General features: G+C 67.9%; 21 protein-coding genes. 11 read left to right on the top strand and 10 right to left on the bottom strand.

Going from position 1 to position 20,769, the window contains the following annotated elements; all coding sequences use genetic code 11:
- Window positions 1-94: 94 nt before the first annotated feature.
- Together ACZ5ZX_RS05085 and ddaH are read right to left on the bottom strand one after the other, a co-directional pair.
- Complete coding sequence (locus ACZ5ZX_RS05085) at window positions 95-751, bottom strand: polysaccharide deacetylase family protein (protein WP_465500722.1); 657 nt, start codon at window positions 749-751, stop codon at window positions 95-97.
- A 94-nt stretch (window positions 752-845) separates the two neighbouring features.
- Window positions 846-1,688: a dimethylargininase gene (ddaH, locus tag ACZ5ZX_RS05080; protein ID WP_465500721.1), complete on the bottom strand. Its 843-nt coding sequence runs from the start codon at window positions 1,686-1,688 to the stop codon at window positions 846-848.
- Between the two features lie 74 nt (window positions 1,689-1,762).
- Between ddaH and ACZ5ZX_RS05075 the strand changes: the two genes are divergently transcribed.
- From ACZ5ZX_RS05075 to ACZ5ZX_RS05060, 4 genes are all read left to right on the top strand, one after another.
- Complete coding sequence (locus ACZ5ZX_RS05075) at window positions 1,763-2,209, top strand: Lrp/AsnC family transcriptional regulator (RefSeq protein WP_037308316.1); 447 nt, start codon at window positions 1,763-1,765, stop codon at window positions 2,207-2,209.
- 12 nt (window positions 2,210-2,221) lie between these two features.
- Window positions 2,222-3,010 (top strand): enoyl-CoA hydratase, encoded by a 789-nt coding sequence (locus ACZ5ZX_RS05070; RefSeq protein ID WP_465500720.1) that lies wholly within the window; start codon window positions 2,222-2,224, stop codon window positions 3,008-3,010.
- Between the two features lie 265 nt (window positions 3,011-3,275).
- The gene (locus ACZ5ZX_RS05065; RefSeq protein ID WP_465500719.1) at window positions 3,276-5,183 is read left to right on the top strand and encodes a 2-oxoacid:acceptor oxidoreductase subunit alpha; all 1,908 of its coding nucleotides are present in this window, start codon (window positions 3,276-3,278) and stop codon (window positions 5,181-5,183) included.
- Window positions 5,180-6,247 (top strand): 2-oxoacid:ferredoxin oxidoreductase subunit beta, encoded by a 1,068-nt coding sequence (locus tag ACZ5ZX_RS05060; RefSeq protein ID WP_061980043.1) that lies wholly within the window; start codon window positions 5,180-5,182, stop codon window positions 6,245-6,247. Before ACZ5ZX_RS05065 ends, ACZ5ZX_RS05060 begins: the two co-directional genes overlap by 4 nt.
- Before the next feature lie 92 nt (window positions 6,248-6,339).
- Here ACZ5ZX_RS05060 and ACZ5ZX_RS05055 read toward each other — a convergent pair whose 3' ends face one another.
- Together ACZ5ZX_RS05055 and ACZ5ZX_RS05050 are read right to left on the bottom strand one after the other, a co-directional pair.
- The gene (locus tag ACZ5ZX_RS05055) at window positions 6,340-7,668 is read right to left on the bottom strand and encodes a sunset domain-containing protein (protein WP_465500718.1); all 1,329 of its coding nucleotides are present in this window, start codon (window positions 7,666-7,668) and stop codon (window positions 6,340-6,342) included.
- A 15-nt stretch (window positions 7,669-7,683) separates the two neighbouring features.
- Window positions 7,684-8,709, bottom strand: coding sequence for a polyprenyl synthetase family protein (locus tag ACZ5ZX_RS05050; RefSeq protein ID WP_465501046.1), 1,026 nt, complete (start codon window positions 8,707-8,709; stop codon window positions 7,684-7,686).
- Window positions 8,710-8,869: 160 nt separating this feature from the next.
- Between ACZ5ZX_RS05050 and ACZ5ZX_RS05045 the strand changes: the two genes are divergently transcribed.
- Window positions 8,870-9,826, top strand: coding sequence for a neutral zinc metallopeptidase (locus ACZ5ZX_RS05045; protein ID WP_465500717.1), 957 nt, complete (start codon window positions 8,870-8,872; stop codon window positions 9,824-9,826).
- Window positions 9,827-9,836: 10 nt separating this feature from the next.
- Here the strand turns inward: ACZ5ZX_RS05045 and ACZ5ZX_RS05040 are convergent, their stop codons facing one another.
- Complete coding sequence (locus ACZ5ZX_RS05040; protein WP_465500716.1) at window positions 9,837-10,142, bottom strand: DUF6204 family protein; 306 nt, start codon at window positions 10,140-10,142, stop codon at window positions 9,837-9,839.
- A 181-nt stretch (window positions 10,143-10,323) separates the two neighbouring features.
- Here ACZ5ZX_RS05040 and ACZ5ZX_RS05035 point away from each other — a divergent pair, with 181 nt between their 5' ends.
- Window positions 10,324-10,983 (top strand): hypothetical protein, encoded by a 660-nt coding sequence (locus ACZ5ZX_RS05035; protein WP_465500715.1) that lies wholly within the window; start codon window positions 10,324-10,326, stop codon window positions 10,981-10,983.
- Window positions 10,984-11,094: 111 nt separating this feature from the next.
- Window positions 11,095-11,730 carry an SRPBCC family protein gene (locus ACZ5ZX_RS05030; RefSeq protein WP_465500714.1) on the top strand — a complete coding sequence of 212 codons (636 nt, stop codon included), beginning with the start codon at window positions 11,095-11,097 and terminating at the stop codon, window positions 11,728-11,730.
- Here ACZ5ZX_RS05030 and ACZ5ZX_RS05025 read toward each other — a convergent pair.
- Genes ACZ5ZX_RS05025 through ACZ5ZX_RS05015 form a run of 3 tightly spaced genes read right to left on the bottom strand, consistent with a single transcriptional unit; the run spans window position 11,706 to window position 14,655 of the window.
- Complete coding sequence (locus ACZ5ZX_RS05025; RefSeq protein ID WP_465500713.1) at window positions 11,706-12,446, bottom strand: HNH endonuclease; 741 nt, start codon at window positions 12,444-12,446, stop codon at window positions 11,706-11,708. The two genes, ACZ5ZX_RS05030 and ACZ5ZX_RS05025, sit on opposite strands and share 25 nt — an antisense overlap.
- On the bottom strand, window positions 12,443-13,630 hold the full coding sequence (locus ACZ5ZX_RS05020) for an AAA family ATPase (RefSeq protein ID WP_465500712.1): 1,188 nt from the start codon (window positions 13,628-13,630) through the stop codon (window positions 12,443-12,445). The genes ACZ5ZX_RS05025 and ACZ5ZX_RS05020 overlap by 4 nt, the downstream gene beginning before the upstream one ends.
- A gap of 26 nt (window positions 13,631-13,656) precedes the next feature.
- Window positions 13,657-14,655, bottom strand: a complete 999-nt coding sequence (locus tag ACZ5ZX_RS05015) for a hypothetical protein (RefSeq protein ID WP_465500711.1) — start codon at window positions 14,653-14,655, stop codon at window positions 13,657-13,659.
- 446 nt (window positions 14,656-15,101) lie between these two features.
- Between ACZ5ZX_RS05015 and ACZ5ZX_RS05010 the strand changes: the two genes are divergently transcribed.
- The 4 genes from ACZ5ZX_RS05010 to ACZ5ZX_RS04995 are packed head-to-tail and all read left to right on the top strand — an operon-like array spanning window position 15,102 to window position 18,258.
- Entirely contained in the window at window positions 15,102-15,524 is a 423-nt protein-coding gene (locus ACZ5ZX_RS05010; protein ID WP_465500710.1) for a hypothetical protein, read from the top strand.
- Entirely contained in the window at window positions 15,524-16,153 is a 630-nt protein-coding gene (locus tag ACZ5ZX_RS05005; protein WP_465500709.1) for a DUF3558 domain-containing protein, read from the top strand. Before ACZ5ZX_RS05010 ends, ACZ5ZX_RS05005 begins: the two co-directional genes overlap by 1 nt.
- Window positions 16,153-17,475 carry a PPE domain-containing protein gene (locus tag ACZ5ZX_RS05000; protein WP_465500708.1) on the top strand — a complete coding sequence of 441 codons (1,323 nt, stop codon included), beginning with the start codon at window positions 16,153-16,155 and terminating at the stop codon, window positions 17,473-17,475. The genes ACZ5ZX_RS05005 and ACZ5ZX_RS05000 overlap by 1 nt, the downstream gene beginning before the upstream one ends.
- Window positions 17,476-17,502: 27 nt before the next feature.
- A complete protein-coding gene (locus tag ACZ5ZX_RS04995; RefSeq protein ID WP_465500707.1) occupies window positions 17,503-18,258 on the top strand; it encodes an ESX secretion-associated protein EspG in 756 nt (251 codons plus the stop codon).
- Here the strand turns inward: ACZ5ZX_RS04995 and ACZ5ZX_RS04990 are convergent.
- Both ACZ5ZX_RS04990 and nuoN read right to left on the bottom strand, forming a co-directional pair.
- Complete coding sequence (locus tag ACZ5ZX_RS04990) at window positions 18,255-19,013, bottom strand: Scr1 family TA system antitoxin-like transcriptional regulator (protein ID WP_465501045.1); 759 nt, start codon at window positions 19,011-19,013, stop codon at window positions 18,255-18,257. The two genes, ACZ5ZX_RS04995 and ACZ5ZX_RS04990, sit on opposite strands and share 4 nt — an antisense overlap.
- A 188-nt stretch (window positions 19,014-19,201) precedes the next feature.
- Window positions 19,202-20,767, bottom strand: coding sequence for an NADH-quinone oxidoreductase subunit NuoN (gene nuoN / locus ACZ5ZX_RS04985; protein WP_465500706.1), 1,566 nt, complete (start codon window positions 20,765-20,767; stop codon window positions 19,202-19,204).
- Between the last annotated feature and the right edge of the window lie 2 nt (window positions 20,768-20,769).

The following is a 20,769-nucleotide window of genomic DNA, read 5'->3' as shown; positions in this document are numbered from 1 at the left end:
AGCTTCTTTATCGAGGGCACTCAGGATGCCGCCGCGCACCAGCGGACTCAAGGGCTGTCAGGGGGTTGTTTTCCCACTAGGCAACGAAAACCGGTCAAAAGTGGGCAAGCTTGGCGACCCGCGTCACGAACCTTCCCGCTCGGCGGTACAGGCCTTCCCGGTCACCGAGCACGCCGTCGATCCACTGCTGGTCGACATCGTGCCGGACCTTGACCCGCGGCCGCAGCAAACCGTCGCGCGACGCCGCACCGCCTTCGGCCGTGTAGACCCTCGTCGCACCGGAATGCCGGAGCCTGCTGAGCACCCGCCGGTCGTAGGCACCGAACGGCGGCGCGTACGACCGCACCGGCCTCCCGCTCAAATCGGCGAGCAGCTTCGGCGCCGTTTCGAGTTCGCGGCGCGCGTGCCTGCCGTCGAGCCGCCGCCAGTCGCGGTGCTCCCAGCCGTGCGAACCGATCGACATCCCGGCGTCGGCCAGCTCACGAAGGCCGTCCGCGTCGACGAAGCCCCGCTGGCCGATGCGGCCGGCCAGCGGGAAGAACTCCGCCGTGAGATCGCGTTCCACCAACCGCGGCAACGCGATCTCGACGTCGGAGGAGTTGCCGTCGTCGAAGGTGAGCCCGACGTCTTCACGTCCGGCCACCGTGTCGAGCACCCGCTCGAACTGCTCGACCGTCACCCATGTGTCGTCTTCGCCTGGATCAAGCGTGCGCACGGGCCTGCCCACGCCGCCAATCGCCAGGATCACCATCGCGCCTCATTCGGGACCGAGTCCGTCAGTTTCCCGATTAATCGCGTTGGCGAATGGAGTAGTTACATGATCCGGCAAGGTGTCCACGAACGGGTTACTTGCGGATCTCCAGGGTGCAGCACTTCGGGCCGCCGCCCGCCTTCCTGAGCTCGGAAATGTCCACGAAGACCGGCTCGTAGCCGCGTTCGGTGAGCCGCGCGGCCAATCCGGTCGCTTCGACCGGCAGGACGACGTTGCGGCCGTCGGAAACCCCGTTCAGCCCAAAGCATTCGGCGTCGGCCCGATCCGCGATTACCGCGTCCGGGAACATCCGCTCCAGCACCTTCCGCGACCCGGCCGAGAACGCCTCCGGGTAGTAGGCGATCCGCGCGGGCGCGGTGTCGGTGGCCTCGGCGAGGACGAACAGCGCGGTGTCGAGGTGGTAGTAGCTCGGGTCGATCAGCCGCAGTGAGACGACGGGGACACCGAGGACCTCCTGCGCTTCGGCGTGCGCGGCGGGGTCGGTCCGGAAGCCGGTGCCGGCGAGCAGGACCTTGCCGGTCCAGGCGAAGTCGCCTTCGGCCTCGTTGATCTTCTCGGGCATGGTGATGTCGCGGTAGCCGTGCTCGACGAACCAGCGGCGGAAGTGCTCGGCCTCGGCGGTGCGCTGCGGAGCGCGGAAACGGGAGCCGAGGACGCGGCCGTCGACGACGGTGCCGGAGTTCGCGGCGAACACCATGTCGGGCAGGCCGGGCTGGGCGTCGATCTCCTCGACGGTGTGGCCGAGGCGTCGGTAGGTGTCACGGAGTTCGGTCCATTGCGCCATCGCGGTGTCGACGCTGACCGGGACGGTCGGATCCATCCAGGGGTTGATGACGTAATCCACCGCGAAGTACCGCGGCGGGCACATGAGGTAGCGGCGCGTCGTGGGCACACGGGGCTGCTCTAGTACCGGCATACACGAAGGGTAAGGCTCACCTAATTCCGCAATCAATCGCTGTTCGCTGCGCGTATACCTGCTAAACATTGCGTGTGAACACCATCGACCAGCGAATCGTTTCATGTCTGATGGCCAACGCGAGGTCCAGCTACGCCGACATCGGGAAAGTCGTCGGTCTTTCCGCGCCCGCCGTGAAGCGGCGGGTGGACAGACTGCTCGAAACCGGCGTCCTGCGCGGTTTCACCGCGGTCGTCGACCCCGAGGCGCTCGGCTGGGGGACGGAGGCGTTCGTCGAGGTCACGTGCAACGGCAACATCACCCCGGCCCGGATCCGGGCCCGCCTGGAGCCGTTGCCCGAGGTCGTCGCGGCCTACACGGTCTCCGGCGCCGCCGACGCGATCGTCCATCTGCGCGCTTCGGACATCCATCACCTGGAGACCGCGCTGGAACGGTTGCGCGGGCTGGAGATCGTCGACCGCACGGTCTCCACCGTCGTCCTGTCCCGGTTACTGGAACGCCCGCCGACGCCAGAAGCGTGACACCCTCGACGCGTGACCGATCAGATCCGCTCCAGCCATGACGGCGGCGTCGCCGTGCTCACCATCGACGCGCCCGCGACCCGCAACGCACTGACTCTCGACCTGTCCGCGCAGCTGGCCGAGGCCGTCTCACGGGCCGAAGCCGACGAGAGCGTCCACGCCTTGGTCGTCACCGGCGCGCCGCCGGCGTTCTGCGCGGGCGCCGACCTGGACACGCTCGCCGCAGCCCGGGAGGACGGGCTCCGCGCGATCTACGACGGTTTCCTTTCGGTGGCGAGGTGTTCCCTGCCGACGATCGCGGCGGTCGGCGGCGCCGCGGTGGGCGCCGGATTGAACCTCGCGCTCGCCGCGGACGTCCGCATCGTGGGACCGAGGGCGAAGTTCGTGGCCAGATTTCTCGATCTCGGCATCCATCCCGGCGGCGGGATGACGTGGATGATCCAGCGGCTCGTCGGACCGCAGAAGGCCGCGGCGATGACCCTCTTCGGTGAGGTCGTCGGTGCCGAAGCCGCTGTCGAATGCGGGCTCGCGCTCCGGCTCGCCGACGGCGATCTGGTCAAGGCCGCTCGTGAACTGGCGAAACCCGCCGTCGACGCTCCGCGAGACGTCCTTCTGGCGACGAAGCGCACGCTTCGGCACACCGCGGCGCTGACCGACCATTCGGCAGCCGTCGACGCCGAGATCGAGCCCCAGGTGGCGTCACTCACCGCACCCGCGTTCGCCGAACGACTGGCCAGGTTGCGGGCTTCGTTGTCCAACCAACGTCCAACTGCCGATAGCCCCTCGACCGGACTTCACTAGGCTTGAAGGAGATACGGCTCACAATCGGGTCGCATCGCTGACCGTTACCATCAGTAACAGATAAACCGCATAATCCCCGCTCAGCGACGAGCTCAGGTCACTCGAGAAGTAGGTCCAGGCCATTTTTAGGGCAACCTGGGAAGTGTGCCGAGGACTAACCTCGGGACATGGCAGCTGTGACCTGGCCGACATCGCCGGGCGAGGCACGCCGATCTCCGGCTTGGCCGGGGACGACGCACGTCGGGAGAGAGGGAATCCCTGACCTATGAGCACGAGTGCGAACGGCAACGGCTCCTTGTCGGCCGTACGGCCGACCGAGGTCGCCAAGCTGGATCGGGTGGTCATCCGGTTCGCGGGTGACTCCGGTGACGGCATGCAGCTGACAGGCGACAGGTTCACCTCGGAGGCGGCCGCCTTCGGCAACGACCTGTCGACCATGCCGAACTTCCCCGCGGAGATCCGCGCGCCACAGGGCACCATTCCCGGCGTCTCGAGCTTTCAGGTGCACTTCGCCGACTACGACATCCTGACCCCGGGCGACCGGCCGGACGTCCTGGTCGCGATGAACCCCGCCGCGCTCAAGGCGAACCTCGCCGACGTCCCGCACGGTGGGACCATCATCCTCAACACCGACGAGTTCACGAAGCGGAATCTGGTCAAGGTCGGCTTCGAGAACGATCCTCTCGACGACGACACCCTTTCGGCCTATCAAGTCCACCGGGTCGCGATGTCGACGTTGACCAGAGGCGCGCTCGAAGAAACCGGACTGTCCAAAAAGGACGCCGAACGCGCGAAGAACATGTTCGCGCTCGGGCTGCTCTCCTGGATGTACCACCGGCCGACCGAGGGCACCGAACGGTTCCTGCGCGAGAAGTTCGCGAAGAAGTCCGACATCGCCGAAGCCAACATCCTCGCCTTCCGGGCGGGCTGGAACTACGGCGAGACCACGGAATCCTTCGCGACCACATACGAGGTCGCGCCCGCGAAGCTGAACCAGGGCACGTACCGCCAGATCACCGGCAACACCGCGCTGGCGTACGGGCTGGTCGCCGCCGGGCAGCAGTCCGGGCTGCAGATCCTGCTCGGCACGTACCCGATCACCCCGGCGTCGGACATCCTCCACGAGCTGTCCAAGCACAAGAACTACGGCATCCTCACCTTCCAGGCCGAGGACGAGATCGCCGGCATCGGCGCCGCGCTCGGCGCCTCCTACGGCGGAGCGCTGGGCGTCACCTCGACCTCCGGTCCCGGTGTCGCGCTGAAGTCCGAAGCCATCGGGCTCGCGGTGATGACGGAACTTCCGCTGGTCGTGATCGACGTCCAGCGCGGCGGCCCGTCCACCGGGCTGCCGACCAAGACCGAGCAGGCCGACCTGCTGCAGGCGATGTTCGGCCGCAACGGCGAATCCCCGGTCCCGATCGTCGCGCCGCTGTCCCCCGCGGACTGCTTCGACGCGGCGCTGGAGGCCACCCGGATCGCACTGAAGTACCGCACCCCGGTCTTCCTGCTGTCGGACGGCGCGATCGCGAACGGCTCGGAGCCGTGGCTGATCCCGGACGTCGAGAACCTGCCGGATCTGCGGGTGGAATTCGCCACCGAGCCGAATGCCGAAGACGGCTCCGGGGAATTCTGGCCGTATGTCCGCGATCCCGAGACCCTCGCCCGCGCCTGGGCCGTGCCGGGCGCCGCCGGGCTGCAGCACCGCATCGGCGGGCTGGAGAAGGCCGACAAGACCGGGCACATCTCCTACGACCCCGACAACCACGACAAGATGGTCCGGCTGCGGCAGGCCAAGATCGACGGCATCGACGTCCCGGACCTCGTCGTCGACGATCCGAGCGGCGGTAAGGCCAGGGTCCTCGCGCTCGGCTGGGGCTCTTCCTACGGGCCGATCGGCGCCGCGTGCCGCCGGGTCCGCAAGGAGGGCATGCCGATCGCGCAGGCGCATCTGCGGCACCTCAACCCGTTCCCGGGCAATCTCGGGGACGTGCTCCGTTCGTACGACACCGTGGTCGTCCCTGAAATGAATCTCGGCCAGCTGTCGATGCTCTTGAGGGCGAAGTACCTCGTGGACGTGAAGTCGTACACGAAGGTCGCCGGGATGGCGTTCAAGGCCGAGGAGCTGCAAGGCGTGTTCACGGAGATCATCACCAGTATGGAGGCGGCGAAGTGACCGCGATTGATCTGGGGATTCCCACCCTCGGCGGCCTGGACCTCGTGCCGACCGAAACCGAGCCGCAGAAGGCGAAGGACTACAAGTCGGACCAGGAGGTCCGCTGGTGTCCCGGCTGCGGCGACTACGTCGTGCTCAACGCCGTGCAGTCGTTCCTGCCGACACTCGGCCTCAAACGCGAGAACATCGTGTTCATCTCGGGGATCGGCTGCTCGTCCCGGTTCCCGTACTACCTGAACACCTACGGCATGCACTCGATCCACGGCCGCGCGCCGTCGATCGCGACCGGGCTCGCGACCGCCCGGCCGGATCTGTCGGTGTGGGTCGTCACCGGCGACGGCGACGCGCTGTCCATCGGCGGCAACCACCTGATCCACGCGTTGCGGCGCAACGTGAACATCAAGATCCTGCTGTTCAACAACCGGATCTACGGCCTCACCAAGGGCCAGTACTCGCCGACGTCCGGGCCGGGCATGGTCACCAAGTCCACCCCGATGGGCTCGGTCGACACCCCGTTCAACCCGCTCTCGCTGGCGATCGGCGCCGAGGCGTCGTTCGTGGGCCGGGCGCTCGACTCGGACCGCAAGGGCCTCACCGAGGTGCTGGAGGCCGCCGCGAAGCACCGGGGATCGGCGCTGGTGGAGATCTACCAGAACTGCCCGATCTTCAACGACGGCGCTTTCGAGGTCCTCAAGGACAAGGACGAAGCCGCCTCCCGGCTCATCCCGCTGCGGACCGGCGAACCGATCAGGTTCGGTCCGCAGAGCGAATTCGGCGTCACGCGCAGCGGCTGGGGCGGCCTCGAGGTCGGGAAGGTCGCGAACATCGGCGAGGAGAACCTCGTCGTGCACGATCCGACGATCGAGGACACCGCGTACGCGTTCGCGCTGTCGCGGATCGGCGACCAGAACCTGAACCACGTGCCGACCGGCATCCTGCGGCAGGTCGAGCGGCCCACCTACGACGACCAGGCGCGTGCGCAGGTCGCGGAGGCCCAGGCGGCCCGGAAGCCGGATCTGCAGGGGCTGCTGCGCGGCAAGGACACCTGGACCGTGGTCAGCTAGCCGCCGGTTCCGGTCCCGAACGCCATGAAAGGTCCTTTCCTTGCAAATTTTGCAAGGAAAGGACCTTTCATGGCGTTTGTCAGGTGAGGGGCTCAGGCGAGGGGACGGAAGCCGACCCGCTCGGCGTCGGCGGCGGTGCGGAACCAGACCTCGGCCACCATCTTCGGGAACTGAGGCGAGTCCTCGGTGCAGTACCGCAGTGCCGTCACGCTGGCCTTGACCCCGAAGTCGTCGGCCGGACGGCCACCGCCCGGCCGCGGCATCGCCGAACCGGGACCGAACGGACCCGGCGGAACGGACTCCACCGCGGGCGCGACCTGCCGCGCGGGCGGGGGTTCCGGGGCGGGCATCGCGTCGCCGGGCTGGACGGCGGGCTCGAAGAGCGAGCCGCTCTGCCCGCCGGACAGGTCCGGCTCACGGCGTTCGATCGCCCGCATCGACGGCTGGATCGGCTGCGGCGGCTCGAAACCGCCGCGGACCGTGCCCCGCGGCGTGCGTTTGGGCAGCACCTGAGTGGCTTCGGCGGGCGTCTCGGGCTCCGAGTCGAGGAGACCGGCCTTCGCTTCTTCGTCGGAACCGAAGGCGTACGCGGGCGGATCCTGCAGCTCTTCTTCCCGCTCGAACCAGTTGGTCTCGACCGGCGGCTGCTCCGTTTCCACGCGCGACGCGGGGCTGAACAGCGAGACCGGTTCGGGCTGCGTCTCCGTGCCCTCGGGGTCCAGCTGCATCTCCAGGCGGGACCGGTACGGCCCGTCACCCGGCGACGGCTGCGGCTCGGGCTGCGGTTCGAACTGGGGCTCGACGTCCAGCTTCGACGCGGGCTGGAGGTACTCGGTCGCCGCGGCGGCGTACGGGTTCTCCGGCTCGGGTTCGGGCTCGGCCGGGGTCGCCGGAATGAACTGTGTCCGCTCGGCGGGCTCCGGCTCCGCTTCGGGCGCGGTGCGGTACTCGGCCTCGTACTCGTCTTCGGGCTCGAAAGTCCGCGTCGGCTCCGGCTGCCTCTCCTCGACGAGCTGACTCTCGTCGACGAGCTGCCTCTCCTCGACGAGGTCCTCCTGGACGTCCTCGACAGGCTCCGGCGCCTTCTCCTCGACCGGTTCGGACCACGGCCGCGCGGGCTCGCGTTCGGTGAGAGTCTCGGGATAAGCGGGCTTCGGCTCCTCGGCGGCCGCGAACTCCTCGTCCAGCTCGTCGTGCGACGGCTTCGTGAAGTACGCGGTCCCGCCGGCGGCCGCGGCGGCCCCCGCGCCGAGGCTCACCCCGGCCGGGACCCGTGACGTCTCGGCGTGCGCGGTGGCCAGCGAGCTTTCCAGCTCGCGGATGCGCTTGCGTGCCGGAAGCACCAGTACCAGCCAGGTGAGCAGCGCCCCGACGACGAACGCCAGCAGACTCCACAGCCAAACCTGTCCGAAAATGGACATCTATCTTGCCCCTTGTTAATGCGTTCGCGCGACGAGGTAGTCGGCGACCGATTCGCAGGCGTCCCGGGCGGGCGACGCGGGCAGCGCAGCGAGCTCGGCACGCGCCCGCCGAGCGTAGTCGGAAAGGGTTTCGCGTGCGCGTTCGAGTCCGGACGAGGCCCGCAGCAGTTCCAGGGCCTCGGCGACGAGCTTGTCGTCGGAGATCGGGCCGGACAGCAGCTCGACCAGGCGCGGGTCGGTGGCCGGATCGGCCAGCGCGTACAGCATCGGAAGGGTCCTGACGCCTTCGCGCAGGTCCGTGCCCTGCGCCTTGCCGAGCTCGGCCGAAGGCGACGCGATGTCGATGACGTCGTCGGAGATCTGGAACGCCGTCCCGATGATGTCGCCGAAGCGGCGAAGCGCGTCGATGTGCTCGTCGGCCGCGCCGGACATCATCCCGCCGAAGCGGCCGGAGGTGGCGATCAGCGAACCGGTCTTCTGCGCGATGACCGTGAGGTAGTGCTCGACAGCGTCGTCGCCGTCGGCCGGGCCGACCGTCTCGCGCATCTGACCGGTGACCAGCTCGCCGAAGGTCTCGGCGATGATCCGGGCGGCGTCCGTGCCGAGGTCCGCGACCAGCCGCGAGGCGTGCGCGAACAGGAAGTCGCCGGTCAGGATCGCGATGGTGTTGTCCCAGCGGGCGTTGACGCTCTCCGCGCCGCGGCGCATCGTCGCCTCGTCCATCACGTCGTCGTGGTACAGCGTCGCGAGGTGCACCAGTTCGACCGCCGCGGCGGCGATGACCACCTGGTCGCCCTGCTTCGGCCCGAACTGCGAGGCCAGCAGCGTGAACAGCGGACGGAAACGTTTGCCCCCCGCTTCGACCAGGTGCGAAGCGGCGTCCTCGACAGCCTTGACGTCACTGCGGACGACCTCGCGGAGCAGGGTCTCGACCTCGGCGAGACCGGTCGCGAGGGTGCGCAGGAGCTGCTCGTCGGCGATCTGGAGCCCCACGGACGCGCGCAGGTCCTCGATGGCACCACCTGGGGCAGGTGAAGACACAGACACGTCGGCTCCGCTCTCTTTGACACCGGTTCGGGATTGCTTCCAGCGTAGTGGCTACCCCGTCGGGCCTGTTGACGTGCTGTCCAGGGGAAACGGTGACGAAGATGACACCCCCGCCGAGTATCCTGCCGCTCTTGGCACGAACTGGGGATAAGACATGACGACACCGGACGATTCCGGCGAAAGACCGGCGTGGGCACCGCCCGCCGAAGACCACCAGGAGCAGCGTTCGACGGTCTGGATCACGGTGATCCTGTTCGTCGCGTTCATGGCGGTGATGCTGCTCGTGGCCGTGCTGGTGGTCGGCGGCGTGAAGGATTCGAAGGCCGGCGCGGTCCAGACCCGGCAGCCGACGGTCGCGGCATCGTCCACGCCGACGCCGTCCGCACCGTCCACTTCACGGCAGGAGGTGCCGATCCGCAAACTCGAGACGGCGGCCAATCCGCTCGTCGCTCCCGGTGTGGTGATGCCGAAGGTGACCTGCGAACTGCCCAAGCTCCGCGGCACGAAGGAGCAGCTGGAGGCGTTCTACCTGGCTCTGATCCCTTGTCTGGAGCGGGCGTGGCATCCCGTCCTGACCCAGGTCGGCGAGCCGCGGATCCCGGTCGCGGTGAACCTTCACGACGTCTCGAACACCGCCTGCGGCCCACCGCCACCCGCCTCGGAGGCCATGGGCTTCTACTGCTCGGACGACAAGACGATCTTCGTCCCGTTGCCGAGACAGCTCGAAGACGGCGGTCCCGAACTGCTGAGCCAGCTCTTCCTGCTCGCCCATGAGTACGGACATCACGTCCAGGAGCAGTCCGGCATCCTCCGGAAGCACGACACGCTCTATCGCGAGGCGGACGGCGACCGGCCGAAGGTCCTCGACCTGAGCAGGCGGCTCGAACTGCAGGCCGACTGCTTCAGCGCACTGTTCCTCGCCAACGCCGCCGGCCGCGGCTCGATCACCGCCGGGCTGGTCGCCCCGCTCGGACAAGCCGGATACGAAGGCGCGGACAGCGAAACCCACGGCTCGGCGAAGAACGCCGCGTTGTGGCAGAAGCGCGGCCTGAAAGCCAAGGACACTTCGGCCTGCAACACCTTCGCGGCCCCGCCCGCCGAGGTCTCCTGACCGCCCGAGGTCAGCGGCGGCGGATCTTGATGTCGTCCATGCAGGTCGCCTTGCCCGCGACGTCGCGATACGGGTAGCCCTTCGCGTCCAGCAGCTCCATGACCTTCAGCTCGGCTTCGTCGAGTACCTCGCGTTCCTCCTCGCCGCGCAAGGTGATGCGGAAGGTGAAGGCGCCGAGGTGCGCGCTGTAGGTGAACAGGCCGTCCTCGGTGAACCCGATCGCCTGGTGCCGGTCCAACTCGGCGAGGAGCCGGGCGCGGGTCTCGGCGTCGGGGTGGTCGAACTTGCCGTTGACGAGGACGCGGTAGGTCGGCATGCGGCCGAATATACGGATCTGTATCTGAATACGCACCTGAATATCCAATGGGTGCCCATGATCCACGGACGAGTGAAACGACCGTCACGCCCGCAACGGGCGAATCCGACACGCAGATAGTGATGACAAAAGGGAAGAACGGCCGCTCCGGGCTCGCTCTCCAACACGTGAGGAGGAAGCGATGCGCATCACCATCGCAAGTCGGGCCGGTCTCGTCGGCGCACTGCTGCTGGCGGGTATCGGTGTCGGAGTGACCCCTGCCGCCGCGTCCAACCCCGCGGGCGTCGCGTCGCTCGGCTCCGCCGCCTTCACCAAGGCCGGGCAGACGCCGATCGCGATCTCGTCGCTGGCCGACTGCGCCGTCGAGGGACCGACGGCCAACTCGTCCGGGGTCGTGTCCAAGACCGGGATCACCTTCGGTGGCGGCACGACGACCTGCACGACCACGGTCGTCGACCCGGCGAACGACGTGACCACGACGAAGTCGGAGGCCACGGGACAGAACTTCGAACTGTCGGCGCTGGTCTCGTCGAGCGGGCCGCGGATCAAGATCCGGTCCTACTCGGTCAGCTGCACGGCGACCCAGAACAACACGAACGCCACCTGGTCCTACAGCGGCGCGACCGGTCTCGGCACGCTGCCGTCGCCGGTGCCGGTCGGCTACGTCAAGCCGATCACCAAGTCCAACGGGACCCTGCTCGCCGAGGCGATCTTCAACGAGCAGGCCCTGCCCGGCGACGGCAGCATCGGGCTGACCATGCTGCGGATCAAATTCGCCCCGGCCTCGAACATCACCGGCGAAGTGATCGTCGGCCGCGCGGCCTGCTCCCCCACGCCATAACCATCACGCCGGGAGAGGGGCGTCCGGGGTCGACCCGGACGCCCTTTTCTGTAGTGGCTTATATAAGTGTGGGCTGATACTTTGTCCCTAACCGAGCCGAGGAGGACTCCCATGGTCGACGTGACCAGCCAGCTCAACTCCGTCCAGCGCAAGGTGGGCAAACGGGTGATCGAAGCGGGTGAGGCGTCCACGGTCACCGTCAGCCAGGTCTACGACACCGATCTGGACGACCTCTGGGACGCCTGCACCAACCCCGAACGCATCCCGCGCTGGTTCCTGCCGGTCACCGGCGAGCTGCGGGTCGGCGGCAAGTACCAGCTCGAAGGCAACGCGGGCGGGACCGTCGAACGCTGCGATCCCCCGAAGAGTTTCGCCGCGACCTGGGAGTACGGCGGTGACGTCAGCTGGATCGAGGTCCGGCTGAGCTCCGAACCCGACGGGCGCACGCGGTTCGAACTCGACCACACCGCGGTCCCCAACGAGCACTGGAACCAGTTCGGCCCGGGCGCGGTCGGCATCGGCTGGGACATGATGCTGAACGGGCTCGCGCTGCACCTCGAATCCGGTGAGGCCAACGATCCCGAGGCGGCCATGGCCTGGATGGTGAGCGAAGAGGGCAAGCTGTTCATGACCCTGAGCAGCGAGGCCTGGTACGAGGCGGATGTCGCCGGCGGCACCGACGCGGACAGCGCCCGCACCCGGGCCGACGCCACCCTGGCCGCCTACACCGCGCCGCCGGAGAGCTGAAGATCCTCGGCGAGCTCGGGGGCGCGAAGCAGGTCGACGAGTTCGTCGTCCGCCCGGAAAACGGCGCGCGCCCCCGGCATCCCCGCCTGCCGGAGCATCGCGTGGAGGACGTCGGCGTGCGGCTGGTCGAGCAGGGTCCAGACCATCGCGCGCCGTTTTTCCTCGTCGCCCAGTGCACGCGCGGTCCACCAGCCCATGACGAGCGCGCCCACCTGATTGACCGCCGTTTCCCGCCCGCGCGCCAATTGCGCCCGGTTCAGCCCGCATACCTTGATCGTCTGTTCGCCTTTTTCGCTCAGTGCGCGGTAAGTCCCGATCGACAGCACCAGGAACAGGTGCTCCAGCGGGTCTTCGGCGGTCGGGTCGATCAGCAGGCTGTTGCCGTCGTCGTCGACCGGGAACAGGTCGCGTTTGTGGTGGCTGTTGCAGTACTCGCAAGCGAGCAGGTGGTTGAGCCAGTCGAACGCGCGTCCCGGATTCCGCGCGATCGGCTCGAAATGGTCCACAGTGGACCCGAGACCGTCACCGCAGTACATGCAGTAGCCGCGGCCTGCGGCCATGACGTCCAAGCCGGCCCGCAAAGAACGCCGTACGGCACGGGAAACCCGCCACAACCGTCGTGCTTCTTTGCTGTCGCCCGGCGGAATCCGCGCTGTCAGGTCTTCGAGATCGGCCACCACCCTGCCCGGCAGCGCGATCCGGCGGATCCCGATCACCGATCGTCGGCCTCGAACCGCCTGGACACCTCGTCCACCCGGCTCGGTGGCGAGCTGCTCAGCATGCCCCGCAGACGTTCCCATTCCCGGACGCCGTTCGCGTCCGCCCGCCCGGAAGCCACCTGGAACTCGAGCTCGGCGAGGTGTTCCCGAAGCTCGACGGCCTGCGGCGAATAGGGCGTGTCCAGGCCGAAGAGGTCGGAAAGCACGGCGTCGTCGCCGGTGCCGAACACGACCCGTTCGTACAGCTCCTCGGAGACCACCCGCGGCGGGACTTCTTCGTCGGGCCCGGAAAGCCGGATGAGCCCGCCGGGATCGGCGGCCTGGCAGACATAGGGGCTGTGCGTGGTCACGATGAACTGAATGCGCGGAAAGTGCGCCTTGAACCACGGCCCCATGCGTTTCTGCCACGACACGTGGAGATGCGCGTCCACCTCGTCGATGATCACGACCCCGGGACTCTCGTGGTCGAGGCCCGCGCTGTCGAGTTGCTTGAGCAGGTCGACCACGAGCGCCGTCACCGTGCGGTAGCCGTCGCTCATCTCGCGCAGCGGGAACCGGTCGCCCCGGTATTCGACCCAGAGCCCGTCCGAATCGACGTCCCGGATCCGGTAGCCGCCGGGCAGGAGACCGTCCCCGAGGATCTCCAGCGCCGCGTCCTTCAGCTCGCGGGCGCCTGCTTTTCCTTCCAGGGCACGGAGATGTTGATTGATCAGCCAGGTGACCCCCTCGGCGAGCGAGGCGTCTTCGTGGAACAGGCTCGCCATCCGCGCCAGTGATCCGGCGCCACGCATCCACGACTCGGCCTCGCCGCTGCCGCCCGCGAGCCGCCGGAAGGGGCCGTAGGCCGCGCAGAACGGCTGACCAGGCGGGAGACCGGAGATCGGCAGCAGTCCGGAATCGAGCCAGCGGACCTCGACCGGCGCCGGCCCTTCCTCGCGCATCACCGACAGCTCGATGGACCCGTTCGTCGACCCCGTCGAGATCCAGCTCGCGGCGTCCGACAGCAGCCCCCACGCCACGTCCGGCGCCGCCGCGACCGCGATGGCGCGCAGCAGCGACGTCTTGCCCGAACCGTTCCGGCCGGCGAGCACCACCCAGCCAGGGCCGGGAAGGCGCAGGTCCACGGCGCGGGCACCGCTGAACCCGCGGATGTTCTCCAGCCGGACCCGCTCGATGTACATGGAGGAAGCTTACGACGGCACGGACCTCACCTGGTCGCCCGAAAGTGGGTGGCCATCGCCAGTTCCATCACGGCGCGTGCCCGTGCGACTTCCACCACCGGGATCGCCCTTGACCGCGGCCACTCGTCAATCCCTCGCTCCCGCTCGGACGCGATCAGCAGCCGGACATGCCCACGGGAGTCGAGATCGCCGAAAGGCGAGACATAGATGAGCAGTTCGCTCTCGTCCTTGTTACGAAGGGTGACTCCTGGATTTCCGCTGAACGAGACCTGATGGTGGTCCTTGAAGGTCCTGTGCGGATCCGCGAGCCACTCCCCCGGCGCACCGCCGTTCGCGGTGGCCCCGGCCTCGATCTGGATCCGATGCCGCGGCTCGACGAAGTAGCAGGATCCCGGCGTCGCGATCGGCTCGAACTCCGGCCCGAAGACCTTCTTGACCGCGTCGCGGAACACCGCGCATTCGACGTTCGGATCGGCCGCACCGGCGGCCAGGATCAGTTCGGCACCCGTGGGCACCTGCGCGTCGACGGCCGGATCGCAGTTCTCGCCCGTGCTGTTCGAAACCCAGTTCGCGCAGGCCCCGATCCGGGCGCTGTCCTGGCCGTCCGGTGGGTAGACGAGGTCGCGGGGGAGTTTGGCGGCACCGGCGGCGGCGAAGTCACGGAGGAGTTCGCAGTCCTTGCCACGACTGGCGCTGCCGATCTCGAACTTGACGGCCCGCAGGAAGCTGGCCGGAACCGTGATCGCGCAACCGCTGATCCCGCCTTCACGATGGGTTTCGATCTGGTACGCCTTCACCCCGCCGAGGTCGACGACGGCTCCGTCGTTTCGGAGCGCCGTGTGACCCGGGTCCACATCACGGACCTCGATGATGTCGTAGCCCCCACGGAACAGCGTGCACTGTTTCCTGCCGTTCTTCACCTCCGCCTTCCGCTCGACGGGCCGGGTGTTGCCTGCCTTCCTGCGGTCGTAGGCGGCGAGGTCGATCAGCTCGCAGAAATCGAGTGCGGCCAGCGCGGCGTCCACGGCTCGTTCGTCACGATCGGCGGGTCGAGGTTGTTTCGGCTGCCATTTCGGAAAGTGCTGCTGAGGCGGGGCCGTTACGACGGAATCCGTACAAGCCGCCAAAAGCCCGGCGAGCAGTGCAACAAGAATCACTCTTCGAAACTTCATTACGCGGAGTATGCGAACTCGCGGTGGCATCCACCAGCAGAAAGCCCTTCTATCGACGCTCAACCACCCGAATGGTTTTTACTGATAGTCACCAGGGACGCGAGCGCTATTCAGTGGGGAACGGAACTTTATGCAGACGTGCTCGACTGACGGGGAACCCTGGTAATCTTCCCGGCGTCGGATTACGCAGGGTGCATCGGGGTGGAGCGCCTTGTAGCCACGGGAGGGGCATATGACGACGGTGACTTCGGGGCGGGTTCGCCCAGTCAACGGGGATCGTTTCGGGGTGGCAGGGGTGCATGGCCATGCCTGAGGGGACACCCGTCTACCAACCCGGCTTCGACCAGGGCTCGGTCTGCAAAGCGCCACCGGTCGGCGGCTCCTACGGGACGCCGGTCGCAGAAGGCGCGGGGTTCAAGTACGACGAGGCGACTCTCCACGAACTGGTGAAAGAGTGGCGCGCGCTGGCGCTCGAGTACAAGGTCGACCTCGCTGAAGCAGGAAAGGTCGCCAGGGCCCTGCCTCCGGGGTTGGAGTACGCCAGCGCTAACAACGCAGGCACGACTCAGCAGTCCGGGGCTGCACTTGAAGAGGCCCTCCGGCAGCGAATCAGCTATTGCGAGAATATGGCCAGTAAGTACGTGACCGCTCTCGGTAAGTACGCCAGAGCAGAAGATCACGCCACTACAGTCATCAACCAACAGCCGAAGGGCATCGCCTGATGCGCCGCACCATCCTTCTAGCCAGCGTCATCACGCTGGCTCTCTCCGCCTGTTCGCCTCCGACTGAGAACGGTACCCCTACCCCCACCAGCGGCGACGCCCGGCCCAGCCCTTCAAGCACTACCGTGCAGCTTCCCGGTCCTGGGGTTCCCAAGGTCGACGATCCGATCAACCTGGCCCAGATTAAGACGACACCCTGCAAAGCCCTCAGCGGAACTCAGGTGAAGGAACTCCTCGGGTCAGAGGGGGAAACACGAGAACGCCTGGACGGGTCAACTGGGCCTTCGTGCTTGTGGGCACCGCCCTCGTCCACTCGTCCAACGGTCACCGTGCTCTTCAGCAAGACTCCCGATCGCGGAATGACGAGTGTCTATGAAGCCAAGGGCACAACTTACAAGCTGTTCGAACCCCTTGAAGCGATCGATGGTTATCCGGTAACCGCTTACGGCACGGAAGATGAGCGGGCCAGCCGAGGTAAATGCTCCGTTGCGCTGGGAACCAGCGATAACGAGACCGTCGACATCGTGCTTGAGCAGTCCGAAGCCAACATCGGTCACAAGGACCCCTGCGACGCCGCGCGTGAGGCGGCGATCCGAGTCCTCGCCACGGTCAGAGGGGGTGGCAACTGATGGTCGCCGAAGGACCACTTACCGCCTCCCAGATCTACGAGCAGATCACAAAGGGCGAGGGCACCGGTTCGCTCTCCGAGGCGCAGATTGCGGCCTACAACCTGACTCAGCGGCACCACGAACGCGCCCAAAAGCTCACGGCGCTCGCCCAGAAGTCCGTGGCCGGCTGGCAAGGCGCGTCGGGCACCGCTGCCGCTGACGCGACGCGGCCCGTCGTCGAGGCGGCCATGGACGACGCGATGCATCTGGCGGTCGCCCAGAGCGCCATCTCAGCGCAGATGGAGGCCTTCGGCTCGGCGAAGAACTCGGTCAAGCCGGTCCCGCCGGAGCAGCCGGCGCCCACGGCCGAGGACGTCCTGGGAATGCTTGTCGGCCAGGGTGGCGACGGCGGCCGTGGCTACTGGGACAAGGTCAAGGGTTACCAGGCCGACAGCCAGCACAACATCGACACCTTCGCGACCTATCACTCGGCCAGCACCTCCAACGGTGACGTGCTGCCCGCCCAGTACGCGCAGCTCACCGATCCCGGCGGCACCATCACGATGGACGACGGCAGCTCCGGCAGGCCGCCGGTCAAGGGCTTCGGCGACGGCTCCGACGGGCGGGACCCCGGGACCGGCGAGCCGTACCGCGGGACCGGTGGACCAGGCACCGGCACGCCGGGTCCGGGCGGTCCCGGCACAGGTGGGCCAGGCACGGGCGGTCCAGGAACAGGCGGTCCCGTGAGTGGTCCGCAGCCCGGACAGGGTGGTTCGCAGCCGGTCCAGCCCGTGACGCACCTTCCGGCACCTGACGACGGAACCCGCGCGAACTCGTACACGCCGCCTCAGGTCAACCCGGTCCTACCGCCCGCGGCGAACGTCGACTTCGGGCCGACCGGCAAGCCCATCAACACCTTCAACCAGCCAGGCACCTTCCCACCCGGGTACCCCTCGTTCGGTCCGGGTACCGGCGGAGGGCCGGGGTCCACCTATGGACCCGGCGGGCGGACCGCCGGCGGGCCCGGATCGCCGGGCGGGTACCGGGGCGGCAGTGTCCCCGGCGCGCCGGGCGGCACCGGGCAGCCCGGTGCGGGCGGTCGTAGCGGCGCTGGGACGCCTGGTCAGCCCGTGGGCGGCCGAAGCACGGCGGGAGCGCCGGGAGCCGGCGGTCGTGGCGGGGCGAACGGGATGCCGATGGCGCCCGGCGGGGCCCGCGGCAAGGGCGAGGAGGACAAGGAGAAGAAGGCTCCGGCGTACCTCCAGAACCCGGATCCGGACGAGACCTTCGGCGGTTACATCGAGAAGCCGATGCCGCCGGTGATCGGCGAGAAGAAGCAGTAGCGCCACAGTCTCAGGGGAGGGAGAAACGTGGTGCTCGCGCGCCCGGTCGAGATCACACTCGACACCTTGCTGACCGCGTTCCGTCACGCCGGCTGCGGAGATCCGCATCTGATCTTCGCGGGCGGCCTGCGCTACATCCCGCCGTCGTCGCGAAACGGCGAAGACAGGGCGGCGTTCGAGGAGCTCGGTGGCCTGGGCTTCACCGAAGGCAAGCGGTTGACGAGCGACTTCGAGGACGTCCTGCACATCCTCGACCGGCCGAACACCGAGTACTACGCGACCGTGCGGACGGAAGCGGAGCAGTACAGCGTCCTGGTCGCCGTGCGCGGGCGTGCCGCGGTGACCGCGATCTGCCAGGGCAACCGGGTCTGGCTGAAGGGTGTGCGGACCGACGACCGCGCGGCGGCGCTCGTGCTGAACCTGCCCGAGTATCCACCCGCGCGATTCGCGCCGTTCTCCTTGCCCCAGGACGATTTCAAGCCCGGTGCGGGAAGCGGCCTCTACGACGACGAAGCCGAGTCACGGAGCCGTGATGCCCGGCAGCTGGACGAGGTCTTCGATCAGCCGTACTTCGGTGTCGGCTTTTTCGCCGCGGCCAAGCGGCCCGATGGCGGCAAACGCGTCGAAGCCACCGACGGGCTGACGTATCTGGACATCGACGCCGGGCGGGTGGCCATGCACGTGACCGGCTCGTCCACGAACCGGTACATCACCGTCCTTCCCGGTGAACCCACGTTGCTGGCCCAGAAGGTCGCCGCGTTGCGGGCGAGCCTCGACCACTAGACCAGCGGCACCAGGCTCTCGATCAAACTCACCGACCGCCCCGGATCCAGCGCCACCGCGGTCGACCGCACTGTCGCCCGCTCGTAAGGCTCGACGTCCTCGGGCTGGTGCAGGAACACCCCGGCGCCCCGGTGTTCCAGCCGCACCAGCGGACGGCCGTCCGCGAACTCGAGCAGGGCGTAACCGCCGCACATCCCGGGATGGCCGCCGACGTCGAACGGGAAGACGCGCAGTTCGACCGTCGGCCGCTGCGCCAGCGCGAGGAGATACCGAAGCTGGTTGGCCATGATCCGTTCGCCACCGACGTGCCGTCGCAGGGTTCCCTCGTCGAGGAACGCGACCAGCCTCGGCGGATTCTTCCGGTCCAGCACCTTCTGCCGGTCCTGGCGTAAGTCCATTCGTGCTTCGAGCGCCGCGGCGGAGAAGTCGGCCGCGGACAGCGCGGCCCTCGCATACGAAGGTGTCTGCAGCAGCACGGGAAGCAACGCGGTACTGGATTCGACGATCTTGGTGGCTTCGAGTTCGTACTGCGCAAGGGTTTTCACCTGACACGGCACCTCGGCGTCGCGAGTTTCCAGCCAGCTGGGACGATCGGCGTCGCGAGCCAGCTCGATCAATACTTCCCTTTGCTCGCCAGTGATCTGATAGACCGCGAGCAGTGCCGACACCTCTTCGGTGGACGCCGCGCGTACTCCGGTTTCGAGACGGCTGAGCGTCGACTGCGACCAGTCCAGTTTGTCGGCCACTTCGGTCATGGCCAGTCTGCTGATCTTCCGCGCGACTCGAAGTCCTTCGGCGAGTGCCCGTGCCTGGGGGCTGGGTTTCGGCTTCGGCATGGCGAAAATTTGCCAGGTGCGGCCCGGCAATTCAGTACCCGATGCGCGTGAAGGCCCCCTTCCCTCGGCTGAGCCGAGGGAAGGGGGCCTTCACGCGCAAAGAAAAACTACTTCAGGGCGAAACCGCCGGAGCCCGCCCAGTCGAGGGCGAACGCCGGGATCAGGCCGAGCACCAGCGTGACGATGACGCCGATGGTGATCGCGGTGGTGGTGAACGCGCCGGGCACGGTGACGGTCGGGCCGTCGGGTGCCGGTTCGGAGAAGTACATCAGCACGATCACCCGCAGGTAGAAGAACGCGGCGACGGCGCTGAAGACCAGGGCGACGACGACCAGCGGCGCCATCCCGTCGGACAGGGCCGCCGAGAACACCACGAACTTGCCGACGAACCCACTGGTCAGCGGGATACCGGCCAGTGCGAGCAGCAGGAAGGTGAACACCCCCGCCAGCACCGGTGACCGCTTCGCCAGGCCCGCCCACGCGGACAGGTGCGTCGCCTCGCCGTTCGAGTCCCGCACCAGCGAGACGACACCGAACGCGGCGAGCGTGGTGAAACCGTAGGCCAGCAGGTAGAACAGCGTGCTCGACAGGCCTTCCTCGGTCATCGCGATCGCGCCAACGAGCAGGAACCCGGCGTGCGCGATGGACGAGTAGGCGATCATGCGCTTGACGTCGGTCTGCGTGAGACCCAGCACCGCGCCGATCAGCATCGAGATGATCGCGACGCCCCAGAGCACACCGCGCCATTCCCAGCTGGTCGATTCGAACGCCACCGAGAACACCCGCAGGATGCCGCCGAACGCGGCGACCTTGGTGCAGGCACCCATGAACGCGGTGACCGGGGTCGGCGCGCCCTGGTAGACGTCCGGGGTCCAGGTGTGGAACGGACCGACCGAACCCTTGAACAGCAGACCGACCGCGAGCAGCCCGAGCCCGGCGAACAGCAGCGTGTCCGAGCGGTCCGAACCGGCGGCGGCGTTGGCGATGTCCGACAGCTTCACGGAGTTCGCGTAGCCGTAGAGCAGCGCGAGGCCGTAGAGGAAGAACGCCGACGAGAACGCGCCGAGCAGGAAGTACTTGACCGCGGATTCCTGCGAGAGCAGGCGACGCCGCCGCGCGAGACCGCACATCAGGTACAGCGGCAGGCTCAGCACTTCGAGCGCGATGAACATGGTCAGCAGATCGTTGGCCGCGACGAACGACATCATGCCGCCGAGCGCGAACAGCGTCAGCGGGAAGACCTCGGTCTGCATCCCGGTGGTGCCGACCTGCGCGCGGTCCTGCAGGGTGCCGGGGCGGATACCCGCCTGCGCGACGAACGCGCCGCCCGGTTCGACCGAGCGGTCGGCGATCAGCAGTACCGCGCCCAGCGCCAGCGCCAGCAGCGTGCCCCACAGGAACAGCGACGGCCGGTCGACGGCGATCGCGCCGCTGAAGGTGGTGATGCCGTTCTTCGGGGCGGACGAACTGGCGTACCAGGCGAGGAAGACACCGGCCGCCCCGATCCCGAGCAGGGACAGGAAGACCTGCGACGGCCACCGCATGTGCTTGGGCAGGAAGGCCTCGAACAGCACGCTGACACACGCGGCCCCGAGGATGATCAGGATCGGCGTGACGGCGAAGTAGTCGATCGACGGCACCTGCACCGGTGGCGCCTGAGTCAAGAAGAGCACTG

This window comes from Amycolatopsis sp. NPDC033938 (assembly GCF_055575975.1).
This window is presented reverse-complemented; position numbering and strand designations above follow the sequence as displayed.